Origin of the sequence: Corallococcus sp. Z5C101001 (assembly GCF_007352635.1) — a bacterium.
Taxonomy (GTDB): Bacteria; Myxococcota; Myxococcia; order Myxococcales; family Myxococcaceae; genus Corallococcus; species Corallococcus silvisoli.
Genome location: NZ_VKLU01000006.1, coordinates 248812 through 266886 on the forward strand (window position 1 = coordinate 248812; position 18075 = coordinate 266886).

Genomic DNA, 18075 nt, shown 5'->3' on the forward strand with positions numbered 1-18075 from the left:
GCATGTCGCCGAAGGCGCGCGCGGCGCTATTCACGCTCCTCGACTCGCGCTGACGCCGTACAGCGCATGTCGCGAAGGCGCGCGCGGCGCTATTCACGCTCCTCGACTCGCGCTGACGCCCCGGACATGTCCCGGGGCCCCTTACGGTGCTCGCGCCGGTACGCACCAGGGGCGCTGCCTCCCCAACGCTTGAAGGCGCGGTTGAACGCGGCCTCGCTCTGGTAGCCGCTGCTCTCCGCGACCTCGCCCAGCGGCAGCTCGCTCTCACGCAGGAGCTGCGCGGCCTTGGTCATCCGCCACCGCGCCAGATACTCCAGCGGGGGCTCTCCGACGAGCTCGCTGAAGCGCGCCGCGAAGCCCGACCGGGACATGGCGACGGCCGTCGCGAGGCTCTCGACGGTCCAGGGCTCGGAGGGCCGCTCATGGATGAGCGAGAGCGCCTTGCGCAACTGGGGATCCGCCAGCGCGCACAACCCATGCCGCTGACACGGACCGCCCTGGATGTGCGTCCGGATGGCCTGCACGAGCAGGATGTCCGCGAGCCGGCTCATGATGACGGTCGCCCCCGGACTGGACGACGCGCTCTCCGCGATGAGCAACTGCACGGTCGACGCCACCGAGGGCGCGGTCGCGGGGTCGTCCGCGGCGATGTGGATGAGGCCCGGGAGCCCCGCGAACAGCGGCAGGGTCGGCACGGCGCCGAACCGGAACGAGCCCACGACCAGGGTCGTCCGGTCGCCGCCCTCCCCCAGCCGGGCCGCCATGGCGTTGCCCGTCCGCCGGCACTCGCCCCGCTCCAGCAGCCGGACGGGGCTGCCCTCCGCGTCGCGCAGCGTGTGTCCGCCCCCGTGCGGAAGCAGGGCCAGGTCCCCGGCGGACAGGGACACCGCGCCCTCGACCCCCTCGACCTCCAGGCGGGCGCCTCCGCGCGCGACGAGGACGATGTGCGCCCCCGGGCTCCGGGGGAACTGGAGGCCCCAGGGCGCGAACAGCTCGAAGCGGCCGTTCACGTGGGTGGACAGCCGCATCGTGTCCAGCACGTCCGCGAGGACGTCAGAAGCCTGCTCGTCCATGGGCTCTGGACGATTGGTCAATTCTTTTGGACTGGATGGCATGGAACGTCCATAGCGGCCCCGGCATCAAGGGGCCATGGCAAATACAATGAAGCTCCTCTCCCCCGTCCAGCTGGGCCGCCTTGAACTGAAGAACCGCCTGGTGATGGCGCCCATGACCCGCAGCCGGGCGCTGGCCACCGGCAACGTGCCCAACCCCCTGGCGGTCACCTATTACGTGCAGCGGGCCTCCGCGGGCCTCATCGTCACCGAGGGCACCCAGGTCAGCCCCCAGGGCGTCGGCTACATCCGCACGCCCGGCATCCACTCGCCCGAACAGGTGGAGGGCTGGAGGAAGGTGACGGAGGCCGTCCACGCGGCGGGGGGCCGCATCTTCGCCCAGCTGTGGCACGTGGGCCGGGTCTCCCATCCGGACTTCCATGACGGCGCGCTGCCCGTGGCCCCCTCCGCCATCCGCTTCGAGGCCGAGGTCTTCACCCACAAGGGCCGCGTGCCCACCGTGACGCCGCGCGCCCTGGAGACCGCGGAGCTCCCCGGCGTCGTGGAGCAGTTCCGGAGCGCCGCCGTGAACGCCCTGGAGGCCGGCTTCGACGGCGTGGAGCTGCACGGCAGCAACGGCTACCTGTTGGATCAGTTCCTGCGCGACGGCTCCAACCAGCGCACCGACGCGTACGGCGGCAGCATCGAGAACCGGGCGCGCTTCCCCCTGGAGGTGGCCCGGGCGGTGGCGGGCGTCTGGGGCGCCGACCGCGTGGGCTACCGGCTCTTTCCCCAGCAGTTCCCCTACGTCGGCATGAGCGACTCCACGCCGGTGGAGACGTTCACCCATATCGCGCGGGAGCTGGGCCGGCTGGGCCTGGGCTACCTGCACGTCACGGAGCCCGTGTCGGGCGACACGGTGCCGTCCCCCGACCAGCGCATCACCCCGCTGCTGCGCAAGGTCTTCCCAGGCACCTTCATCGTGAATGGCGGCTACGACGCGCGCGCCGGAGAGGCGGCGGTCGCCGCGGGAGAGGCGGACCTCGTCGCCTATGGCACGCCGTTCCTCGCCAACCCCGACCTGCCGGAGCGCTTCCGGCTCGAGTCCCCGCTCAACCCGCCGGACCGCGCCACCTTCTTCAGTGGCGAGGAGCGCGGCTACACCGACTACCCGGCGCTGCGCTGACCCCGAGGAGGAAGTCATGACGCTTTCGAATGCACGGCACGGCGTGGAGCGCCGCCTGGAACGCATCATCGACCTGCCCGCCCCCGTGCAGGGACAGTTCGGACCCGCGCACACGGTGGTGCCCGTCATCCAACCGGAGGACTACGCCCTGTCGGATCCGTTCATCCTGCTGATGGATGACCGGATCGACGGGCAGCCCATCGGCGGGCCGCACCCGCATGCCGGCTTCGAGACGGTGACGCTGGTGGTGAAGGGCGGGATGTCCCACGACAGCGGGCGGCTGGGCGAGCGGGACGTGCAGTGGATGACCGCCGGCAGCGGGGTCATCCACGGCGAAGGGCTGGACCGCCCGGGCGAGGCGCGCATCCTCCAGCTGTGGCTGACGCTGCCCAAGGCGCGGCGCTGGGTCCCCGCCAGCTATCAGGACATCTCCTACGCGGAGCTGCCGGTGCGGCGCGAGCCGGGGGTGGAGGTCCGGCTGTACAGCGGGAGCTCGGGGGAGGTGCGCTCGCCGACGCAGAACTACGTGCCCGTCACGCTCGCGGAGTTCCTGCTCGAGCCGGGCGCCACCGTCGAACACGACCTGCCCCACGCGGACAACGGCTTCCTCTACGTGCTGGAGGGCGAACTCGCCGTGGGCCCGGAGGCCCGGGCGCTGCGGCCCGGACAGGTGGGCTGGCTGGACCGGCCGGGGAGTGGCGGGGACAGCACCCTGCGCCTCACGGGGACGACGCGGGCCCGGGCGCTGCTGTACGCCGGTCCGCCCCAGCGCGAGCCGCTGGTCAGCTATGGGCCCTTCATCGGGGACACGCAGGCGGACCTCATGCGGGTGATGGACGAGTACCGCGCCGGCCGCTACACGCACCCGCCCCGGAGGTAGCGCCACGCGGGCTACGTCGTCAGGTGCGGCAGCGGGCGCAGGTGGTAGTGGGTCTCGAAGGCGTTGAAGAGGTCCAGGTACTGCTCCAGGTAGCGCGTGAGCAGGAAGCGGCGGCGCACCGTCTCGTGCGCGTGGTGCCCCATCTGGCGGCGCAGCTTCGGGTTCTTGAGCAGTTGCACCATGCGCGCCGCGCACTGCGCCACGGAGTCCACCAGGAAGCCGTTGTACCCGTCTTCAATCTGGTGGCGGATGCCGCCCACGTTCCCACCGATGACGGGCGTGCTCTTCCACATGGCCTCCGCCACGGTGAGCCCGAAGCCCTCGCGCAGCGACTTCTGCACCACCACCGCCGCGCGGCGCTGGAGCGCGTTCACCAGCGCCGTGTCCTCGCGGCTGAGGATGATGATCCGCTCGTCGCGGTGCCGCATCACCTCCTGGTACACCTCCTGGCCCTCCGGGTCGTCCGACGCCATGTTGCCCAGCAGCACCAGCGTGCACGGCGCGTCCTTGCGCGCCAGCCGCCACGCGGACACCACGCCCTCCGGATCCTTCCACCGGTCGAAGCGCGAGATCTGAACCACCAGCGGCAGGTCCGTGGGGATGTGGTGGTGCTGAAGCCGCTCGTCCATCTCCGCCTCGCTCATCTCCCGGTTCTTGATGGAGAACGGGTCGATGGCCGGCATGAAGAAGAGCTGGGGGGTGCGCAGGTCCTGCGCGTACTCCGGAGCGCTCAGCACCATCGCGTCGTACTCCTCCACGAAGGGCTTCAAGTACTCCCACAGCGCCGGCTCCGGATTCGACAGGTCGATGTGACAGCGCCAGGTCCACGGTCCGCGCTTGCGGCTGTAGCGCACGATGGGCAGGGGCTGCGGGTCGTGGATGACGACGCGGTCGTGGTCCAGCCGGTTGCGGATCGCGTTCTCGTAGACGACCTCCTCGTAGATGTTCGCCTTCATCGGCGTCAGGTGGATGTCCGCGCCCTGCAACGCGTTGTGCATCTTCTTCGTGATGTTGAAGAAGTCCGGCGGCCCTTGGATGGCCCGCCACTCCGTGACCATGCCCACGCTGTTCATCAGCAGCGTCAGTGGGGAGAGCAGCTCCGCCACGCCACCGCCGTAGTACGTGGAGTTGACGTGCGCGACCCGCAGGTCTTGCAGCGGACGCGCCTTCTCCAGGATGCGCTCCACCACCGCCGCGCCCACGTAGCGCTCGTAGTGCTCGAGCCGGACGATGGGGTACGGGTCTCCGAGGTTCTTCACCATGCCCTCTGTCTGCGTCCGCCCCCCGGGACATGCCACCCGCGCGCCTGAATCCCCGGCCCCGGATGCCCGCTGCCGTACACACAAGCGCGCCCCTTTCGTTCAGGGCTCCTCCAGCGTGTGCGACACCACCCAGAGCGGCGCGTCCCCGCATTGCACGAGCAGCTCGTCCCCCTGACGGGCCAGGAGCGTGCCCGGCACCTCGCGAGGGTCCTCGCCCCGCCACGCCCGCGTGCGCCGCACCCGCATCCAGCGGCCCTGGAGCCGGGCCCGCGCATCCCCGTTGCCGTCGCGCCACGCGGCGAAGCGGCACGCGCGCACCTTCAGGTGCACGGAGCGCGCGGGGTCCCGCCAGTCGATGTCCCGGTACGCCCGGTCGAAGAAGGGCGCGAACGTGGCGTCGGCGTCCACCTGCGGCTCGCCCCGGTCGCCCCGCGCCACGCGCTCCATCACCCCGGGCAGCAGCTGGCGCGACGCGAGCATCAACTTCTCGAAGATGACCTCCTCCGTGTCCTCGTCGTGCAGCGGGAAGGTGCCCTGCGCCAGGACGGGCCCGGTGTCGAAGCTCGCGTCCATGCGGTGGAACGTCAGCCCCACGTCCCGCGCATCCTCGCGCAGCGCCCAGCCCAGCGGACACGGACCGCGGTAGCACGGCAGGAGCGACGGGTGGACATTGACGGCGCCCAGCGGCGCCAGCGCCAGCGCCTCCGGCAGCAGCTTCCAGGGGAAGAAGAAGCACAGCAGCAGGTCCGGCTTCAGCGCCGCCAGCCGGGGCGTCAGGTGGGCCCGCTCGCTCACCAGCAGCACGTCCAGCGACGGCGGCGCGGACTCGAAGAGCCGCCCCAGCTCCGCCCACCCCGCCATGTCCAGCGGACGCAGGCCCCGGATGCCCGCCGGCACCACCAACGCCACCACGTCATGCCCCTGCGCCCGCAGGGACAACGTGAAGTCGTGCGCCACCGCGGGGGCCACGGTGAGCAGCACGATGCGCCAGCCAGACGCGGCACCGGAAGTCGGCATGGCCGTGTCCTAACAATTCACCGGCCGTGCGCGCCCGGCCTCCGCACCCCGGAAAATGAAAACGCGCTCGCCCCTGGAGGGAGCGAGCGCGTGGGCTCAAGCCAGCCGCCGCCGGGACGTCAGACGGCCTTCAGGCGGGGCGTGCGCGACTTGGTGCCACCGGAGGAGGAGGCCGCCTCGCGGAGCGCGTCCTTCTTGTCCGTGCGCTCCCAGGTGAACTCCTTGTCGGTGCGGCCGAAGTGACCGTACGCGGCGGTCTTCTGGTAGATGGGCCGCAGCAGGTCCAGGTGCTCCGTGATTTCGCGCGGACGCAGGCCGAACGTCTGGCGCACGGCGCGGGCGATCTGCTCTTCCGGCACGGTGGACGTGCCGAAGGTCTCCACCATCACGCTGACCGGCTCCGCCACGCCGATGGCGTAGGACACCTGCACCTCGCAGCGGCTGGCCAGGCCCGCCGCGACGACGTTCTTGGCGATGTAGCGGCCCATGTACGCGGCGGAGCGGTCCACCTTGGACGGGTCCTTGCCGCTGAACGCGCCGCCGCCGTGACGGCCCATGCCGCCGTAGGTGTCGACGATGATCTTCCGGCCCGTGACGCCCGAGTCGCCCATGGGGCCGCCGATGACGAAGCGGCCCGTGGGGTTGATGAAGAACTTGGTCTTGTTGTCGATGAGCTTCTTCGGCAGGACCTTGAGGATGACGTCCTCGCGGATGGCCTCCTGGATCTTCTTGTTGGAGACCTCCTCCGCGTGCTGCGTCGACAGCACCACCGCGTCGATGCGCACCGGGCGGCCGCCCTTGTACTCCACCGTCACCTGGCTCTTGCCGTCCGGGCGGATCCACGGATGGGCCTTGCGGCGCACCTCCGCCAGGCGGCGCGTGAGCTGGTGCGCGTAGTGGATGGGCGCGGGCATCAGCTCCGGCGTCTCGTCGCACGCGAAGCCGAACATCATGCCCTGGTCGCCGGCGCCCTGGTCCTTCTTGTTGTCCACGCCCCGGGCGATGTCCTGGCTCTGGCCTTCGATGGCCACCATGACGCCGCACGTGTTGCCGTCGTAGCCCATCGAGCTATCGGTGTAGCCAATGCGCGTGATGGTCGACCGGACGATCTTCGGGATGTCCACGTAACAATTCGTCGTCACCTCGCCCGCGACGATGGCGAGGCCCGTCTTGACGAGCGTCTCCACGGCGACGCGCGCCTGCGGATCCTTGGCGATGATGGCATCGAGCACACCGTCGGAGATCTGGTCGGCGATCTTGTCCGGGTGGCCCTCGGTGACGGATTCAGACGTGAACAGGAAGTCGGTAGGCATGTCTTCTCGGGCTTCGCGCTAATCCAGTGACGCAGCGCAGGGGTCCGGACACTAAACGTGCGGTCCCAGCAGAGTCAAACCCGCCGAGCCACAGGATTATTCGGCCCGAAACACCCTCCGGCCCCCCGGACCCAACGCGTGGAGTATGGGCCCAGGGCCGGTTGAATTTTGTGCGTCACGCGGCGTTTGCCTGGGCTACAGGACCCGAGCCCTTCTGTTGGAGGTCACCGACCCGTATGAACCTGAACACCCGCATCCGCGCCCTTCCTCTCCTGGTTGCCCTCACCCTGGCCGTGCCCGCGCTCGCCGCGCCGCCCAACAAGGCCACCAACGAAGCCGTCACCAAGCCGGTGAAGACCGTGGTGCAGTCGGTGCGCTACGAGAAGGACCTCAAGGCGCTGGAGAACCTGGGCAGCGACCCGCAGGGGCTCTTCCTCCTGGGCGACGAGTGGACCAAGGCCACGGACGCCCAGCGCAAGGAGTTCACCCAGCTCTTCCAGAGCCTCTTCGCGAAGATGGCCTTCCCCAAGGTCCGGGAGAACTTCAAGAACCTGGACTCCATCACCTACGACGAGCCCCAGGTGACGGGCGACAAGGCGCTCGTGGGCTCCACCATCTTCATCAACCACCCGCTGAAGAAGCAGGAGATGAAGCTCAAGTACGCCGTGGAGAAGGTGGGCACCGCCTGGAAGGTCGTGGACGTGTCCGTGCTGGGCGACTCCATGCTCACCGGCATCCGCGATGATCAGGTGCGCCCCCTCTTCAAGGAAGGCGGCTGGGACGCCCTGCTGGGCGCCATGCGCGCGAAGAACAACGAGCTCGCTTCGGTGAAGCTGAAGTAATCCAGTCTCAAGGGGTACGGAGCAGCCAGGCACCCCGGCCCATGCCCTCCCACCGGGTTCCGGGGGAGGCGTGGGCCGGGTAGGCTCCGCATCCCCCTCCCCCCGGAGCGCCTGGCGAATGACCGTTTCCTCCCCCGCCCAGCAGCTTCTGGTCCGCAGCACGCCGTCCGCCCGTGAGGTGGATGCGTTCTGCGTCCAGTACGCCCCTCGGGCCCCGGGCCACCCCGCCGTGCGGGACCTGCTGCGGCTCTTGTCGGAGGTCCCCGGCGACGGCCTGGAGCCGAGGCTGGAGTGGGTGGAGCGCTGGATGCACTGGATGCGCGACCGCATCCCCGCGCAGGGCCTGACGGACGGAGAGGACGCCGGGCTGTCGCCCGCGAATTCAAGGCTGGCGCTGCTGGTGCGCGTGCTGGAGGGAGAGTCCGGGCTGCGCGCGTCCGTCACCCGGCTGGTGGCGGGGGTGTGCGCGGGCAGCCGGGGCCTGAAGCTCTTCGCCCAGGTGGGGCTGAGCGGCGGCAACGGCTTCTTCTCTGAATTGACGGACCGCTTCGTGCGCGGCGTGCTGCCCTCGCCGCCGGAGCCGGGCAAGCTGTCGGAGCTGCTGCTGCGCCTGTTCCCGGTGCCGGAGGACGCGCAGTGGCTGGCCGCCCTGTCGCCCGCGCTCCTCGCGCGGCTGACGGCGCTCGTGGGCGAACCCCCGCCCCCGGAGCCCACCCCGTCGGCGCGCGTGCGCGGCGACCTGATGGACGCGCTGCTGCTGCTGGGCGTGCAGGTGGCGGGCCTGGGCCTGGCCGAGGACGTGCGCGACCGCAGCCCGGAGACGTCCTTCCGCGCCTCGCCGTTCCTGCGGCTCAGGCTGGTGTGCGACGCGGTGCTGGCGCGCGACGGGGCGCAGGAGACGCTCAAGGACCTGGCGCGGGTGTTGGAGGACTGCCGGGGCGTGGTGCAATCCGTCACGCGGCACCTGGAGTACTCCGGCGTCAGCGTGGACCTGGTGTACCGGATGGAGCGCATCCGGCGCGGCCTGGACCGGATGGAGGCCATCTCGCGCGTGCTGGGCGCCGCGAGGGGCGAGGCGCGGTGGCGCGAGGCCCTGACCCTGCTGTCGGACCTGTTGGGGTACGCGCACGCGGACCGCTCCGTGCGCGCGCTGGTCCAGCGCAACGCGCGGCTCCTTTCGCGGAAGATCATCGAGCGCACCAGCAGCACCGGCGAGCACTACATCACCGCGACGCCCGACGAGTTCCACCGCATGGTGCACTCGGCGGCGGGCGGCGGCTTCCTCACCGCGTTCACCGCCCTCTTGAAGTTCTTCCTGGCCAGCCTGTCGCTGGCGCCCTTCTTCGCGGGCTTCTTCGCGGCGCTCAACTACGCCGGCAGCTTCGTGGTGATGCAGTTCCTGGGCTTCACGCTGGCCACCAAGCAGCCCTCCATGACGGCCTCCACGCTGGCGGCCGCCGTGGGCGAGGAGGCGGCGGGCCCGGACGGCGGAAGCGGGCGCATGGAGCGGCTGGCGGCGCTGGTGCCGCGCATCACCCGCTCCCAGCTGGCCGCGGCCCTGGGCAACCTGGGCTGCGTGCTGCCCGTCGCGGTGGCGCTGGCGCTGGGCTTCCAGTGGCTCAAGGGCCATTCGCTGCTGTCGGTGCACAAGGCCGAGTCCGTGGTGGAGTCGTTGCATCCCTGGCACAGCGCCACGCTCCTGTGGGCCGCCTTCACCGGCGTGCTGCTCTGGGTGTCCAGCGTGGCCGCGGGCTGGTTCGAGAACTTCGTCGTCTACCGCCGGCTGCCAGAGGCCCTGGCCCACCACCGCGTGCTGCGCGCGCTCTTGGGGGTGACCGGCGCGCGCCGCGTGGCGGACGCGCTGATGCACCACGCGGCGGGCGTGGGCGGCAGCGTCACCCTGGGCGTGCTGCTGGCGGTGGCGCCGGGCATCGGGGGCTTCTTCGGCATTCCGCTGGATGTGCGGCACGTCACCCTTTCATTCGGGTCCCTGGCCTTCGCCGGCTGCACGCTGGGCCCCGCGGCGGTGCTGGAGCCCGGATTCCTGGCGGCCGTGCTGGGGGTGGCCGTCATCGGCGTCCTCAACTTCGGCGTGTCCTTCGCGCTGGCGCTGGGCGTGGCCCTGCGCGCACGGGATGTCCCGGCGCGGGAGGGCCTGCGGTTCCTGGGCGCGGTGGCGATGCGCTTCCTGCGCAACCCCGGCCCCTTCCTCATCCCGCCCCGGGACGAGGCCGCCCCGGGTGGGACGCAGGCGCAGACCGTCCCCCAGAGCGGGCCCCCGGGGCACTGAATTCCCGGTTGAAGAGGGGCCCTGTCTCGCGTGGAGGGGGGGCGGACAGGCATCCCTGGCTTTGCTTCCGGGCGGGGGCGTTTGTCGATAGGGTCCCGCGCCCATGAGCGGCAATCCCTCCTCGCACCCCCCGCCCCGACTCGCAGTCGCCTACGCCGAGATGCTGGTCCGGCGTCCCGGCACCGTCATGACCGTGCTGCTGTTGCTGCTCGGCCTGGCGGTCTGGGGCACGTCGAAGCTGACCATCAACTCGAACCAGCTGGACCTCATCTCCCAGGACCTCCAGGAGGTGAAGGACGTCAAGCGGGTCATCGACATGGTGGGCGGCAGTGGCTTCTTCATGGTCGCCCTGCGCGGCGACGACGAGGCCACCCTCAAGCGCGTCGCGGACGACGTGGCCGCGATGGTGGGCCAGGACAAGGAGCACGCGCGCTCCATCACCTACAAGATCCCCGTCGAGTTCGTTCAGCAGAACATGGTGCTGTTCGTGAAGACGGAGGACCTGGCCGAGGGCAAGCGCCGCATCATGGCGTTCCTCAAGGACCAGCTCCGGCGCGCGAACCCCTTCTACATCGAGATCAAGAAGACGGAGCCGGTGAAGCTGGACCTGCAGGACCTGGTCGACAAGTACTCCAGCGTTGGCAACAAGAGCATCGCGGACGACTACTACATCTCCCAGGACCGCAAGCTGCTGCTGCTCCTCATCAAGCCGATGTGGGACACCAACCAGATTGGCCAGACGAAGCAGTACGTGGACAAGCTGCGCGGGGACCTGGAGCAGTACTCCAAGAGCAACGCCGCGGGCGTGCAGCTGGTGGAGGACTACTACAAGATGGGCGACAAGAAGACGGTCGCCTACGGCTTCACGGGTTCCTACAAGACGGCGGTGGACGACTCGTACGCCATCGAGGACTCGCTCCAGCCGGTGACCATCATCGCGCTCATCGCCATCTTCGGCATCACCATCGCGTTCTTCCGCAAGTGGGCGCCCACGCTCATCGTGGTGAGCGGCACGGTGGCGGGCACGCTGTACACGCTGGGCTTCACCTACGCGACGCTGGGTGAGCTCAACATGATCACCTCCATCCTGGGCGGCATCCTGATGGGGTTCGGCATCGACTACGGCATCCACTTCATCTTCCGCACGCGCCTGGAGCTGGGCGCGGGCAAGCGCTACGACGTGGCCATCCGCGACGCGGTCATCAACGCGGGCCGTCCGGCGCTGGTGTCCGCGGTGGTGGTGGCGGGCTCCTTCTACGTGCTGATGGTGAGCGAGTTCCGCGGCTTCTCGCAGTTCGGCTTCCTGGCCGGCACGGGCACGCTGATGCTGGGCTTCACGCTGTTCTCCTGGTGCCCGGCGCTGCTGGCGCTGGCGGGCCGGAAGAACCCGGAGCTGCCGCAGAAGCTGATCGGCGTGATGAAGCCGCCGCCCACCAACAACGCCTCCGGCAAGGAGCTGCGCATCCCGCGCCCCGGCCTGGTGCTGGCGGTGGGCTGCGTGATTGTCGCGGTGGTGTGCGGCGCGGCCATCCCGTGGAAGAGCGGCGAGCCCCCGGCGGACGCGGGCTTCTTCGCGCGGCTGCCGTACGGCGTGCGCTTCAACTACAACACCCGCGCGCTGATGCCGGCGAACCAGCCGTCCGTGGTGCTGCAGGATGAAATCAACGTGCGCTTCAAGATCGCCAGCGACCCGCTCGCCGTCTACACGAAGGACCTGGCGGAGACGGAGGCCCTCTACAAGGAGCTGACGGCGGATCCGAAGAAGCGCCCCGCCATCTCGCAGGTGATGAGCCTGTTCACCTTCGTGCCGCCGGAGGGCATCTCCCAGGCGAACGCGAAGATCCTGGAGGAGTGGCAGGAGGAGCTGAAGGAGATCGACGTGAAGGCGCTGCCGCCGGAGACGCAGGAGAAGGCGGCGATGTTCTTCAAGATGCTGGAGGCGCGGCCCTTCGACGTGCACCACGTGCCGGAGATCTACGCCTCGCAGTTCCGGCACCTGCCCACCACCAGCCCGGAGAACCACGGCTACCTCACGTTCATCTACCCGAGCGTGGACCTGTGGGACGGCAAGCAGATGCTCCAGTTCGCGGACCAGACCAGCTCCATCAAGGCGCTGGTGACGCCGGGCAAGTTCACCGACGGCGGGCCCACGGGCGCGCCGGTGGAGAAGGAGTTCCGCGCCGCGGGCGCCACGCAGCTCTACGCGTCGCTGGCGCGCATGGTGCTCAAGGACGCGAAGCTCACGGTCATCCTCACGGCGCTGTGGATCCTGGTGATGCACTTCGCGGACTTCCGCAACGCGAAGCTGGCGCTGGCGTCGGTCATCCCGCTGACGGTGGGCCTGGCGATGATGATGGGCTTCATGGCGCTGTTCGACCTGCGCCTGAACTTCATGAACATCATCATCCTGCCCATCCTGCTGGGCTTCGGCGTGAGCCACGGCCTGTACCTGCTGCACCGCTTCCTGGAGGGGACCTCTCCGCTGGTGGCGCTGCGCAGCGTGGGCGCGGCGGTGGCGTCCTCCACGCTGACGGCGGTGGCGGGCTTCGCGGCGCTCCTGGTGGCCAGCCACAACGGCCTGCGCTCCATGGGCCTCGTGGCCTGCATTGGCCTCATCACCACGCTGCTGGTGTCCTTCACGGTGCTGGCGGCGGTGATGCAGCTGATGCACGACCAGCGTCAGCGGGACGCGGCGCGCGGCCAGGGGGGCGGCTCCGCCCCGGGCGGTGACGCGTCCTCCACACGCGCGGCCTGACAGCGCGGAGGAAGCGCTTAATATCCGCGCCGGACCTCGGCCCCGCCTTCCCTCACCCAGGGAAGCGCGGGGCTTCTCTTTCTCACGGAAGGAGCTTCAAGCCATGGGGACGTTCAAGCGGGTGGGCGCGGTGCTGGGCCTGATGGTGCTCACGGGTTGCGCGAGCACGGTGAAGAGCCATCGGCTGCGCGACGACTACGCGACGGTGGACCGGCAGCAGGTGAAGCGGCTGGCGGTGGTGACGCAGCCGTTTCCGCCGGGGCAGCAGTACGTGGGCGACCTGTGGAGCCTGATCGCGCGGCAGTGGCTGAACCAGAACCGGGACTACCTGGTGAAGGCGAACACGTCCCTGCCGGAGCGCCCCACGGACCTGACCTTCAAGGACCAGTGCGTGGAGGGGATTGAGGGCGTGCTGTGGCTGGACCCCAGCGTGAAGCGCGTGGGGGAGGGAGCGGAGGTGTCGGTGAAGGCGCAGCTGTTGCGCTGCCGCGACGGCCAGGAGGTGTGGGCGGCGGAGGCGGGCGGCAGCTGGGACTCGCACGACAAGAAGTACGTGGAGCGCACGGAGCAGTACGTGAAGGAGCTGGGGCCGGAGGTGGAGCCCTATGTGGTGCCTTCGTACAAGCTGCTGGTGGCGACGCTGGGCACGTTGCCCAGTCCCGAACTGAACGACGCGGACAAGGACGAGAAGATCGACCTGGGCGAGTAGCGTCCGGCGTCGGTGGACCCTCAAGTCATCATCGGGCGGTTGGTGCTGGCCACGCTCCTGGGGGGCGTGCTGGGCGTGGAGCGCGAGGCGCACAACCAGGCCGCGGGGCTGCGCACCCACACGCTGGTGGGGCTGGGGGCGTGCTGCTTCACGCTCTCCAGCGTGTACGCGGGGATGGTGCTCCGGGCCGGGGAGACGCACGCGGGGGCGCAGGCGGACATCAGCCGCATCGCCAGCCAGATTGTCGTGGGCATCGGCTTCCTGGGCGCGGGGGTCATCCTGCGCCACAAGGGAGTGGTGCGGGGGCTCACCACGGCGGCGAACCTCTGGGTCACGGCGGCGGTGGGCCTGGCGTGCGGGCTGGGGCTGTACATGGCGGCGGGCGCCACCGTGGCCATGGCCCTGCTGTCGCTGGTGGTCCTGCGTCCCGTCGCCCGGCGGCTGGCGCCGAAGCCCAAGCGCCGCGCGAAGGAAGACGACGAAGGCAGGGGCCACGCCCGTGGCGGTGACTTGCGTCCGAAGTGAAGCGATGCGAGGTCCAGGGGCTGCGGCCTCAAGTCGGAGGTCATGGATGCCTGCGCGAGCTACGCCATCAGCGACGAGGGGGTCATCCTCAAACGCGAGTGAGCCGCCGCCCCGCTATTCCATGGGGACGAGCGCGCCCGTCAGGTCGTGGGTGTAGACCACCGGCCGGTGCGAGGGAGGGCAGGCTTCGTGCCCCGCTTCCTCTTCCCCCAGATTGAGCACGCCTCGGGTCAGCAAGGCGCCCGGAAGGCTGGCCAGGTCCCGGCGCAGGTACACGTCGTCTCCATCCAGGTCCGCGACGTCGGAGAAGCGCACCGGGTATTCCCGCTCGAAGATGCGCCCCTTGCCGATGGTGAAGCCGCGGGGATCCACCGCGACGATGCCGCCGAGCGCTTCCCCGTCCCGGTCCCGCACCGTCATCCCCCTTTGAATGTCCGTTGACTTGAACACGCTGCTGCCTCCCTACCATCCGTGTCCGGCCAACGTGTGCATCCCCCCTGGAATCGGCGACCCCCTCCCCCCTCATTCACCCGGGGGGAACGGGGCCTACACGGACTCCGGTTCCACGTCCCGCATCGCCAGCAGCGAGCCGTCCTGGCCGCTGAAGCGCCGGTCCATCTCCGTGCGCACGAAGCGTTCAATCTCCTCCGCCGTGGTCAGCTCCATCGCCCCCTGGAGCATCTCCACCGCCTCGCTCCGGCTCACCCGGCGCATCAACTTCTTCACCACCGGAATCTGCCCGGACGTCATCGACAGCTCGTCGAAGCCCAGCGCCAGGAGCACCAGCGTGAAGAGCGGGTCGCCCGCCATCTCGCCGCACATGGACACCGGGATGTTCGCGGCCTTCGCCGCGTCCACCACGTTCTGGAGCATGCGCAACACCGACAGGTGCAGCGGCCGGTAGAGGTACGCCACCTCGCGGTTCTGACGGTCGATGGCCAGCGAGTACTGGATGAGGTCGTTCGTCCCGATGGAGAAGAAGTCCGCCTCCTGCGCGAGCCGGTCCGCGATGGTCGCCGCGCTCGGCGTCTCCACCATGATGCCCACCGGGAAGCGCTTGCCCACCGGCACCCCCGCGCGCCCCAGCGCCGTGCGGCATGCCTCCAGCTCGCTGCGCGCCTCGCGCAGCTCGCTCACGCCGCAGATGAGCGGGAACATCAACCGCAGGTTGCCGTGCACGCTCGCGCGCAGCAGCGCGCGCAGCTGCACCCGGAACAGCTCCCGGTTGGACAGGCAGTAGCGGATGGCCCGCAGGCCCATGGCCGGGTTGGGTTCCTTCTCGTGCTTCGTCTTGCCCGGCACCTTGTCGCCGCCCAGGTCCAGCGTGCGGATGGTGACAGGCCGGCCGCCCATCGCCTCCAGCACCTGCTTGTAGGCCCGGTAGTGCTCCTCTTCCGTGGGCGCCGTCTTGCGGTCCAGGAACATGAACTCCGTGCGGTACAGGCCGATGCCCTCCGCGCCGTGCGCCAGCAGCGAGGGGATCTCCTCCAGGAACTCCATGTTGCCGTTGAGCCGGATGCGGAAGCCGTCCGTGCTCACCGCGGGCTGGTCCTTCGTGGCCAGCGCCAGCTGCTCGCTCTCCAGGTAGCGGCGCTGCTCCTCGCGGAAGAGCGCCAGCTGGTCCTCCGACGGGTTCACCAGCACCACGCCGCGCGTGCCGTCCATGGCGACCAGGTCGCCCGGGGAGATCTGCTCGCTCGCGCGCCCCGCGCCCACCACCGCTGGGGTTTCCCGCGCGCGGGCGACGATGGCGGTGTGGCTCGTCTGCCCGCCCAGGTCCGTGACGAACCCCGCGACGCGGCCACTGCGGGCCATCATCGCCGCGTCCGCGGGCGGCAGGTCGTGCGCGACGACGATGGCCTCCGCCGGCACCTCCACCTCCTCATCCACCACCTGCCCCATCAGGTTGCGGATGATGCGGTCCGCCACGTAGTCCACGTCCGAGCGGCGCTCGCGGAAGTACTCGTCCGGGATGTTGTCGAACAGGTGCTTGATCTTCCGGGCCGTGCGGCGCACCGCCCACTCCGCGTTGATGCGGTCCTCCACGATGAGGCGGTTGACCTCATCCACGAGCATGGGGTCGTGGAGCATCAGCCGGTGCGCTTCCAGGATGAGGGCGTGGTCGCTGCCCTCCGTGCGCGTGATCTGGTCCTTCAGCTCCGCGAGCTGCCGGTCGGACAAATCAATCGCCGTCTTCATCCGCATCCGTTCGGGCTCCACCTCCGCGTCGGCGAGACGCAGCTTGGGGGTGCGGATGCGCTTGCGGTCCAGGATGAAGGCATGGCCCACCGCCACGCCCGGAGAGGCGCCGATGCCCGTCAACCTGAGTGTAGGGGTGGCCTGGCTGCTCACGGTTCGTTTCCTGCCCTCACGGGGAGTCTACCTCCCCCTTCGACGCTTACTGCGCTTCGCCAAACCGGTCCTCGATGAGCTTTTTCAATTCGGACAGGCACGCCTCCGCGTCCTCACCCTTGCAGGTGAGCGTCACCTGGGTGCCCTGGGCCGCCGCGAGCATCAGCACGCCCATGATGGACTTGGCGTTGGCGCGCTGCCCCGAGGCCTTGATGATGACCTCGCTCTTGAAGCGGTTGGCCACCTTGACCATCTGCGCCGCGGCCCGGGCGTGCAGCCCCAGCGCGTTGATGATCTCGAAGGTTCCTTCGGCTTCACTCGCCATCGTGCGACTCCTACCTCGTACCGCTGTTCGTACTCAGAGAAAGGCTCCCGCCGCGCAGGCCAATCCCGCCGCGACGTAGAGGACCACGTAGGTGGGGACTCGCCGATTGACGAGCACGTACGCCAACACCCCCACCGCCAGACACCCCCCCGCCAGGAACGGCGCCCAGGTGCCGCCCGCCGTCGCCCCGAAGCTCACCGCCAGCCACGCCGCCAGCCCGCCCGCGCTCGCCGCCGCCACGCCCCTCAACCGCGCGCCCTTGGCGGGCAGGTTCACCCGCGCCACCGCCTCCACCAGCCGGTCCCCCAGGCTCAGGCCCAGCCAGTACAGCCGGACGCGCAGGAGCAGGTGCACCAGGTTGTAGAGCAGCAGGAACAGCGCCACCGCCCAGACGCCCAGGAGCGGCACCATCGCCGCGCAGAAGCCGCCCACCGCGGGCTTGAGCGACAGCCAGAAGAACCCGTCCCCCAGCGCCGCCAGCGGCCCCATCAGCGCCGCCTTGAAGCCCACCACCCGGTCCGGCGTCTCTTCTCCCCGGGCGATCCGCTGCTCGTGGTTGACCACGCCTCCCACGATGGCGGCCGCCACGTACGGGTGCGTGTTGAAGAAGACCAGGTGACGGCGCACCGCCGCCTCGCGCTGCGGGCCCGCCGGGTACAGCTTCTCCAGCGCGGGGTACACCGCGTACGCCAGCCCCAGGTTCTGCATCCCCTTGGGGTTCCACGACGCCTGGAGGAAGAGCGAGCGCAGGAAGACGCGCAGCACCGTGCCCCGCGACAGCCGCGCGGGCGGGCTGAACGCAGGAGCGGACGCGGACATGGAGGCGGGCGGTGGCGTCGTCGTGCTCATGGCCGCTGCTCCTGGAGCTGGACCAGCACCACCGCCGCGGTGACGATCGCCGCGGCGATGCCCGCGTACAGGGGGGCGCGCTTCGCGTGGCTGCTCTGCGCGGCGATGGCCGCCGCCACGGACGCCATGGCCGGGTACGCCCACGCCAGGCCCCGCACCAGCCCGTGCGGCAACACCGCCATCAGGGGCTCCAGGAAGTAGCCCGCGAGCGCGCACGCGCCGGTGATGGCGCCGTACGTCGCGAAGTGCGGCCACATGCCCCACAGGTTCTGCCGCATGGCGCGCGTGAGGTTGCCCGCCTCCGCGGACGCCAGGGCCACGCGCGCGAGCCGCGCCGAGTAGCCCTCCAGCAGCCGGTCCAGCCGGCGCCCCACCCGCCCCAGCCCGATGAAGAGCAGCACCGCCAGCGACCAGATGGCGGGCGTGGAGCCCGCGCCGGTGGCGGCGGTGAGCGTGGCGGCGGCGGCGGCGGTGCCGGTGGCCGCCAGCGTGTCGTTCTCCGGCAGGGAGGCGCCCAGGTTGGCCGTGCCCAGGTAGAACAGCTCCAGCAGCATGCCGACGGACAGGCCGCCGCCCACGTCTCCCAGGAGGGCGCCCATGAACGTGGCGGCCACCAGCGGCCGCGACAGCATGGCCTGCAGGAACGCCTTGCGCTCCACGGCCACCAAGCCGCCCCAGAGACACGCGAGCGCCACCTGGGTCCAGCCGACGTTCACCG

16 protein-coding genes are annotated in these 18075 nt (G+C 70.2%); 7 read left to right on the forward strand and 9 right to left on the reverse strand.

What is annotated here, in order from left to right:
• Positions 1–89: 89 nt before the first annotated feature.
• A complete protein-coding gene (locus FOF48_RS16120; protein ID WP_235685882.1) occupies positions 90–1073 on the reverse strand; it encodes an AraC family transcriptional regulator in 984 nt (327 codons plus the stop codon).
• 88 nt (positions 1074–1161) lie between these two features.
• Here FOF48_RS16120 and FOF48_RS16125 point away from each other — a divergent pair, with 88 nt between their 5' ends.
• Positions 1162–2238, forward strand: a complete 1077-nt coding sequence (locus tag FOF48_RS16125) for an alkene reductase (RefSeq protein WP_235685883.1) — start codon at positions 1162–1164, stop codon at positions 2236–2238.
• Positions 2239–2254: 16 nt separating this feature from the next.
• Entirely contained in the window at positions 2255–3118 is an 864-nt protein-coding gene (locus FOF48_RS16130; RefSeq protein WP_143902568.1) for a pirin family protein, read from the forward strand.
• A gap of 11 nt (positions 3119–3129) precedes the next feature.
• Here the strand turns inward: FOF48_RS16130 and FOF48_RS16135 are convergent, their stop codons facing one another.
• The 3 genes from FOF48_RS16135 to metK form a co-directional block, all read right to left on the reverse strand.
• Positions 3130–4380: a glycosyltransferase gene (locus FOF48_RS16135; protein WP_143902570.1), complete on the reverse strand. Its 1251-nt coding sequence runs from the start codon at positions 4378–4380 to the stop codon at positions 3130–3132.
• Positions 4381–4479: 99 nt separating this feature from the next.
• Positions 4480–5397 carry a methionyl-tRNA formyltransferase gene (locus FOF48_RS16140; RefSeq protein ID WP_143902572.1) on the reverse strand — a complete coding sequence of 306 codons (918 nt, stop codon included), beginning with the start codon at positions 5395–5397 and terminating at the stop codon, positions 4480–4482.
• 119 nt (positions 5398–5516) lie between these two features.
• Complete coding sequence (gene metK / locus FOF48_RS16145; RefSeq protein ID WP_143902574.1) at positions 5517–6710, reverse strand: methionine adenosyltransferase; 1194 nt, start codon at positions 6708–6710, stop codon at positions 5517–5519.
• A 236-nt stretch (positions 6711–6946) separates the two neighbouring features.
• Between metK and FOF48_RS16150 the strand changes: the two genes are divergently transcribed.
• The 5 genes from FOF48_RS16150 to FOF48_RS16170 all read left to right on the forward strand — a co-directional run bounded on the left by FOF48_RS16150 (position 6947) and on the right by FOF48_RS16170 (position 13831).
• A complete protein-coding gene (locus FOF48_RS16150; protein WP_143902576.1) occupies positions 6947–7552 on the forward strand; it encodes an ABC transporter substrate-binding protein in 606 nt (201 codons plus the stop codon).
• A 118-nt stretch (positions 7553–7670) separates the two neighbouring features.
• On the forward strand, positions 7671–9842 hold the full coding sequence (locus FOF48_RS16155) for a site-specific recombinase (RefSeq protein ID WP_143902578.1): 2172 nt from the start codon (positions 7671–7673) through the stop codon (positions 9840–9842).
• Between the two features lie 103 nt (positions 9843–9945).
• Positions 9946–12597: an RND family transporter gene (locus FOF48_RS16160; protein ID WP_143902580.1), complete on the forward strand. Its 2652-nt coding sequence runs from the start codon at positions 9946–9948 to the stop codon at positions 12595–12597.
• A gap of 103 nt (positions 12598–12700) precedes the next feature.
• Positions 12701–13306, forward strand: a complete 606-nt coding sequence (locus FOF48_RS16165) for an MXAN_6521/LA_1396 family lipoprotein (protein WP_143902582.1) — start codon at positions 12701–12703, stop codon at positions 13304–13306.
• Between the two features lie 12 nt (positions 13307–13318).
• Positions 13319–13831, forward strand: coding sequence for an MgtC/SapB family protein (locus FOF48_RS16170; RefSeq protein ID WP_143902584.1), 513 nt, complete (start codon positions 13319–13321; stop codon positions 13829–13831).
• Positions 13832–13945: 114 nt separating this feature from the next.
• Here FOF48_RS16170 and FOF48_RS16175 read toward each other — a convergent pair whose 3' ends face one another.
• From FOF48_RS16175 to FOF48_RS16195, 5 genes are all read right to left on the reverse strand, one after another.
• Positions 13946–14281, reverse strand: a complete 336-nt coding sequence (locus FOF48_RS16175; RefSeq protein ID WP_143902586.1) for a hypothetical protein — start codon at positions 14279–14281, stop codon at positions 13946–13948.
• Positions 14282–14377: 96 nt separating this feature from the next.
• A complete protein-coding gene (ptsP, locus tag FOF48_RS16180) occupies positions 14378–16183 on the reverse strand; it encodes a phosphoenolpyruvate--protein phosphotransferase (protein WP_143902588.1) in 1806 nt (601 codons plus the stop codon).
• 46 nt (positions 16184–16229) lie between these two features.
• Positions 16230–16508 carry an HPr family phosphocarrier protein gene (locus tag FOF48_RS16185; protein WP_143902590.1) on the reverse strand — a complete coding sequence of 93 codons (279 nt, stop codon included), beginning with the start codon at positions 16506–16508 and terminating at the stop codon, positions 16230–16232.
• Between the two features lie 33 nt (positions 16509–16541).
• Positions 16542–17357, reverse strand: coding sequence for a PTS system mannose/fructose/sorbose family transporter subunit IID (locus FOF48_RS16190; protein WP_186001931.1), 816 nt, complete (start codon positions 17355–17357; stop codon positions 16542–16544).
• A complete protein-coding gene (locus tag FOF48_RS16195) occupies positions 17354–18073 on the reverse strand; it encodes a PTS sugar transporter subunit IIC (protein ID WP_143902592.1) in 720 nt (239 codons plus the stop codon). The genes FOF48_RS16190 and FOF48_RS16195 overlap by 4 nt, the downstream gene beginning before the upstream one ends.
• Positions 18074–18075 lie beyond the last annotated feature (2 nt).